This window comes from Treponema sp. (genome assembly GCF_045657965.1).
Taxonomy (GTDB): Bacteria; Spirochaetota; Spirochaetia; order Treponematales; family Treponemataceae; genus Treponema_D.
On sequence record NZ_JAZOUG010000082.1, the window covers coordinates 1 to 5,352 of the forward strand.

The following is a 5,352-nucleotide window of genomic DNA, read 5'->3' on the forward strand; positions in this document are numbered from 1 at the left end:
TTGGAATTATTTTATTTGTTAATTATTTTGGACCTCAAAAAAACTCAGGAACTTTGTCAGGTGCAGATTTTAAGCTTTCGGCTTTTTCTTATGATAATTCGGTTTATGCAAGCTTAAAAGTTGAAAAAGCAGCCAAAAAAAATATGAGTGAATTTGAAAATGGAATACCGGTGTCGGTTATATTTATAGCCCGTGATAAAGACGGTGTACCGCTTCAGGACGAAAAATTAATTTCCAGATATGAAGGAAATGAAATCTTTATACGGACAACTTTTGCCGATTATGATATAATGAGTATTGGTGCTGTCTGTTCAATGAACGAAAATTATTTGAATCTTGAGTGCCAGATAGAAAAACGCTGACGCTGTGTTTTAGTTAGTTGGAGGGCTTATGCTTCAGTTTTATTTTTTATCAGTTCTGTTAAATCTTATGGCAGGATTAATTTTTATTTATGCCGTTAATTCTTCCGCAGTTTCTGAAGCGCCTGTTTCAGATGAGCTGGATATGGATGTTGAGGCTGTTGATTCAGATAATGAAAAAGCCGGTCCTGCTTCACTTGCAGCGCCTTTTCTTTCCGATAAAACTTTTCAGCTTGTAATTGGAATTCTTGCTCCATTAACTGGAATTATGAAGCTTCTTTCACCGCTTCAGGGCGAAATTCTTATTATTGGTGATTTAATTCCTGCCTGTGCAGGAATTGCAAGTGGTGCGGTTCTTTTACTGGACTGGTTAAATGAAAATACTGATATATCTTTAACTCTGCCTGATGTTTTACAGAATATTTATACCGGAGGCCGGAAATATTTAGGAATTTTCTGTATTGCAGCAGCTGTACTTCATTTTATTTTCCCGCTTGCCTTGTTTTTATAAATGAAAAACAAGATTGACATGACAGAAGGGGCAGTTTTTCCAAAACTGGTCAAATTTGCAGTTCCCCTGATTCTAAGTTCAATTCTTCAACTTCTCTTTAACGCTGCTGATATTGTGGTCGTGGGGCGGTATGCCGGGGATAATTCACTTGCAGCAGTAGGTTCAACTTCTTCTCTTGTGAATCTGCTTGTAAATTTTTTTATTGGTCTTGGGGTTGGCTGTAATGTTGTTGCGGCAAACTTTTTAGGTGCAGGAAAAAAAGACGAACTTAATAAAACTGTTCATACTACGATTGTTTTAAGTCTTGCCGGTGGTGTTCTGCTTACCTTTATCGGCGTTCTTTTTTCTAAGCAGATTTTAATCTTAATGGGCTCTCCAGAGGAAGTTCTGCCGCTTTCTACACTTTATCTTAAAATCTTTTTTGGGGGAATAACTGCAACAGTTGTTTATAATTTTGGAGCCGCGCTTTTGCGTTCTAAGGGAGATACAAAACGTCCCCTTTATATTCTGCTTGCTGCTGGTGTTATAAATGTCGTCTTAAATTTGATTTTTGTAATTTCTTTCAGTATGGGAGTGGCAGGTGTTGCTTTTGCAACAGTGTTAAGTCAGATTTTTGCGGCTTTTTGTGTAATTCTAATTTTGATGCGTGAAGAAGATGAATTCAGACTTGTTTTAAAAAAATTAAAAATAGACAGAGTAATTTTTTTCAGAATTTTAAAGATTGGGCTTCCCGCAGGTTTTCAGGGTATGCTGTTCAGTTTTTCAAATATGCTGATTCAGTCAAGTGTAAATTCTTTTGGGGCGGTAATGGTGGCAGGAAATTCTGCTGCCCAGAGTATTGAAGGTTTTGTATATATTTCTATGAACAGTTTTGCACAGGGAACACTTACTTTTGCCAGTCAGAATATGGGTGCTCATAAATTTGACAGAATTAAAAAATTAATTTTGACTGCTGAATTTTCTGTGACTGGTGTCGGGCTTATTTTAGGAAATCTGGCTTTGATTTTTGGCCGGCAGCTGCTTGGAATTTATTCCGATAATGATGATGTTATAGAAGCCGGAATGTTACGACTGGCAGTGATTCTTTCAACATATTTTACATGCGGAATGATGGACTGTATGGCCAGTGCAATTCGTGGTGTTGGACATTCTGTCATGCCGATGATTGTGACTTTGATTGGTGCCTGTGGTTTAAGGATTGTGTATCTTTTTACTTTCTTTAGAATCCAAAGATTTCATACATTTCAGAGCATCTTTTTTTCATATCCAATAAGCTGGACAGTTACATTTTTATTTTTAACTGCCAGCTTTATCTGGATTATGAAAAATATCAGTGCTGAATCAAAAGCTGCCTGATAATTACATCAGTTTAGCATATTTCTGAGCTAGTCTCTTTGATTTGACAGCTGCCAGTCCGCAATAATTCGCTGGAGTTTCGAAGAATGTGGCAGGGTTTTCAATTCCCAGTTTTTCAAGCTGAGCAGTGATTTTTGCAAAGGCTTCTTCGTGAGTTTTGAGGACTTCAAAGAAAGTTTTTCCTGTCTGTTCTGCTTCCAGAGTGATTTTTCGGATAACTTCGTGTCCGTCATTAACTCCGGCTTCACCAAGAAGAATGTAAGCAGGTTCTGCCAAAACTCCGCCTTTAACTTTTCCGCCTGCACCCTGCAAATTGCGTGCCATGCCGTCTTTGTCTGCCTGAAGGCCTTTTACGACACTGTTCATGCGGGCAACTGCCATTGTAAAGCCTGAAACGTAGTCAGTAATGAACCGCTGGCTTGCTGAGTTTGTGAGGTCTCGCTGGTGCTCAGAAATCTGATCCATGTAGAAAGTGATTACGCGGGGGCACATTGCCTTCCACAAAGATTTAACGTGTTCGCTGTTCCATGGATTTCGCTTCTGAGGCATTGTTGAAGAGCCTACCTGAGTTGAAGCAAAATACTCGAATACTTCGCCGATTTCACTTCGCTGCAAGTTGCGGAGGTCGTCAGCAAGGTTTGCAATGATTCCGAATGCTACGTTCATCTCCAAAAGAAGGCGGAGAACATGCTCAGGTTCAACCAGCTGATTTGAATATTCTGATGGCTTAAGACCTAAGAATTCTGTGTAGATTCGCTCAAGTTCTTCAGGATCTTTTACAATCATGCTTGGTCCGTTATAGCTTCCTACAGGACCTGCGAGCTTTCCAACCAAGTCATTTGAAAGCTCTTCGATTTTAAGGATTGATTTTCCAAGTCGGGCAACGAATTCTGCAATGCTCCATCCAAAAGTGATTGGAACTGCGTGCTGACCGTGGGTGCGTCCTACCTGAGGTGTTGCGCATTCACGTTCTGCAATTTCGCAAAGGTATTTTTCAAGCTGCTTTAATTCTGGAAGAACGACATTTTTTGTAACATCTCTCATGCGGCAGCTTAATGCGGTATCAAGAATGTCTACTGAAGTTGCTCCAAGGTGAATGAGAGGTCCGATTTTTGAATCGACCTTGGTTTTCATTACGTTTACGAGAGCGCGGATATTGTGCTTTGTTTTTTCTTCCTCAGCGTAAACTTCTTCCGGGTCGATGTTTGCAGCAACTTCATCAAGTTTTTTTGCAAGTTCATCAGTAAGCTCTCCACGCACTTTGAGGTGTGCCTTAACTAAAGCCGATTCACACTTTGCGCAGGAACGGATAGAAGCCTGTTCTGAAATATAAGCAGAAAGTCCGTCAAAAGCCGCTTTTTCTGAAAGAGAATAGCGGTGGTCAATACAAGAGAGATTCTCAAAAATGTTTCGTGTTTCCATAGAATAGAATTATAGTGAAATGAAACTGTCTGCTCAATATTTTGAAAAAAACAGAATTAAAAAGTAAAAAAGCTGTATCTTTTATTCTGCCGAGTAGTTTACTAGGTAGAAACATTGTTGTATACGGTTATATTTTATACTTGAGGAATAAATTTTATGAAGTCCAGGCACATTAAGCTTAAAATTGGTGGAATGACCTGCATAAACTGCCAGAATAAAATCCAGTCAAAACTTGAAAAACTTGACGGTGTTAAAAAAGCAGATGTGAGCTGGGAAAATGGTACGGCCTTAATTGAGTTTTATGAAGAAAAAATTTCCCTTGAAAAGATTAAAACAGAAATCAAAAAACTTGAGTACACGGTACTTGAAGATGGTGAAAATGTTAAAACTGCCGGCACAATTTTATACATTGCCATAATTTCGGGACTTTTTACACTTTTACAGAAAACAGGCTTAATGAATCTTTTGGTTCCATCTTCCATTGCTTCATCAAAAATGAGTTATGCTGTTTTATTTGTGACAGGGCTTTTAACATCAGTTCATTGTGCTGCAATGTGCGGTGGAATTAATCTCTCGCAAAGTCTGGAGGGAGTCCGAAAACACTCATTAAGCGAAAGAAAAAAAACTGTGTATATTCCTGCAGTTTTGTACAATCTTGGTCGTCTTGCTTCCTATACTTTAATCGGTCTTGTACTTGGAACTGCCGGATTTTTCTTAGGCGGAGGAAGTGCCGGAAATGCAGAAATTCCTCTTTCGGTGCAGGGGATTTTAAAAATTACTGCTGGCATTGTTATGTTTTTGATGGGAATCTCTCTTTTAGGAATTTTTCCTTCTTTAAAAAAGTTTACTCCCCATCTTCCGGCTTTTCTTTCTAAAAAAATCACTTCTTCCACAGTAATGAATAAAGCTCCTTTTTTTGTGGGATTTTTAAATGGGTTTATGCCCTGTGGACCTTTACAGGCAATGTGGATTGTTGCCATTGCTTCTGCAAGTCCTTTAAGCGGGGCTTTTTCGATGTTTTTCTTTAGTCTTGGAACTGTTCCCCTTATGTTAGGTCTTGGTTCCCTAGTCTCGTTTTTAGGAAAAAAATATACAGGAGTTGTTATGAAAATCGGAGCAATTTTAGTTCTTGTAATGTCTCTTTCCATGCTTAGTCAGGGATTTGCTTTGGCTGGCTGGAAAGTTGAAAATCTTTTTGCGAGAAAAAATGACGACACAAAAATTGAACAGATAGCAAAAACTCAGGAGCCTTCAAAATTATCTTTGGACAGTGGAATTATAATTGAAAACGGAAAACAAATTGTAAAATCAAAATTGAATCCTTACCGCTATCCTTCAATCACAGTAAAAAAAGGCATTCCTGTCCATTGGGAAATTGAAGCTGACGAAAATTCTCTAAATGGATGTAATTACCGGATGATTTTCCGGGATTTTGGATTTCAGTATCAGATGGATTATGGAAAAAATGTGATTCAATTTACACCTGACCAAACCGGGATATTCGGCTATACCTGCTGGATGGGCATGGTGCGTGGAACAATCAATGTTATTGAATAAAAAGTGACAAAATCACAGTCGGAGTAAGTTTTTTTCAGTATATTTATATCAGGTTTCAAATGAAATAGTTGTTTGAAACTTTTTAAAACAGTCAAGGAATATAATATGAAACAATATACAGTAACAGGTATGACCTGTGCGGCATGT

General features: G+C 38.3%; 5 protein-coding genes. 4 read left to right on the forward strand and 1 reads right to left on the reverse strand.

What is annotated here, in order from left to right; all coding sequences use genetic code 11:
• The 3 genes from ACKI5B_RS02950 to ACKI5B_RS02960 all read left to right on the forward strand — a co-directional run.
• On the forward strand, nt 1-362 hold a 362-nt coding region (locus tag ACKI5B_RS02950), incomplete at its 5' end, for a hypothetical protein (RefSeq protein ID WP_407425667.1).
• 28 nt (nt 363-390) lie between these two features.
• Complete coding sequence (locus ACKI5B_RS02955) at nt 391-870, forward strand: hypothetical protein (RefSeq protein WP_407425669.1); 480 nt, start codon at nt 391-393, stop codon at nt 868-870.
• Nucleotides 871-2,226, forward strand: coding sequence for an MATE family efflux transporter (locus tag ACKI5B_RS02960; RefSeq protein WP_407425671.1), 1,356 nt, complete (start codon nt 871-873; stop codon nt 2,224-2,226).
• Nucleotides 2,227-2,229: 3 nt separating this feature from the next.
• Here ACKI5B_RS02960 and ACKI5B_RS02965 read toward each other — a convergent pair whose 3' ends face one another.
• Nucleotides 2,230-3,648 carry a lyase family protein gene (locus tag ACKI5B_RS02965; protein WP_407425673.1) on the reverse strand — a complete coding sequence of 473 codons (1,419 nt, stop codon included), beginning with the start codon at nt 3,646-3,648 and terminating at the stop codon, nt 2,230-2,232.
• Between the two features lie 156 nt (nt 3,649-3,804).
• Between ACKI5B_RS02965 and ACKI5B_RS02970 the strand changes: the two genes are divergently transcribed.
• The gene (locus ACKI5B_RS02970; RefSeq protein WP_407425675.1) at nt 3,805-5,205 is read left to right on the forward strand and encodes an urease accessory protein UreH domain-containing protein; all 1,401 of its coding nucleotides are present in this window, start codon (nt 3,805-3,807) and stop codon (nt 5,203-5,205) included.
• Nucleotides 5,206-5,352: the final 147 nt, after the last annotated feature.

Excerpts from the sequence above, each read along its gene's own strand:
- ACKI5B_RS02970 (WP_407425675.1), top strand. The coding sequence starts at position 3,805 with ATGAAGTCCAGGCACATTAAGCTTAAAATTGGTGGAATGACCTGCATA.
- ACKI5B_RS02960 (WP_407425671.1), top strand. The coding sequence starts at position 871 with ATGAAAAACAAGATTGACATGACAGAAGGGGCAGTTTTTCCAAAACTG.
- ACKI5B_RS02965 (WP_407425673.1), bottom strand. The coding sequence starts at position 3,648 with ATGGAAACACGAAACATTTTTGAGAATCTCTCTTGTATTGACCACCGC.
- ACKI5B_RS02955 (WP_407425669.1), top strand. The coding sequence starts at position 391 with ATGCTTCAGTTTTATTTTTTATCAGTTCTGTTAAATCTTATGGCAGGA.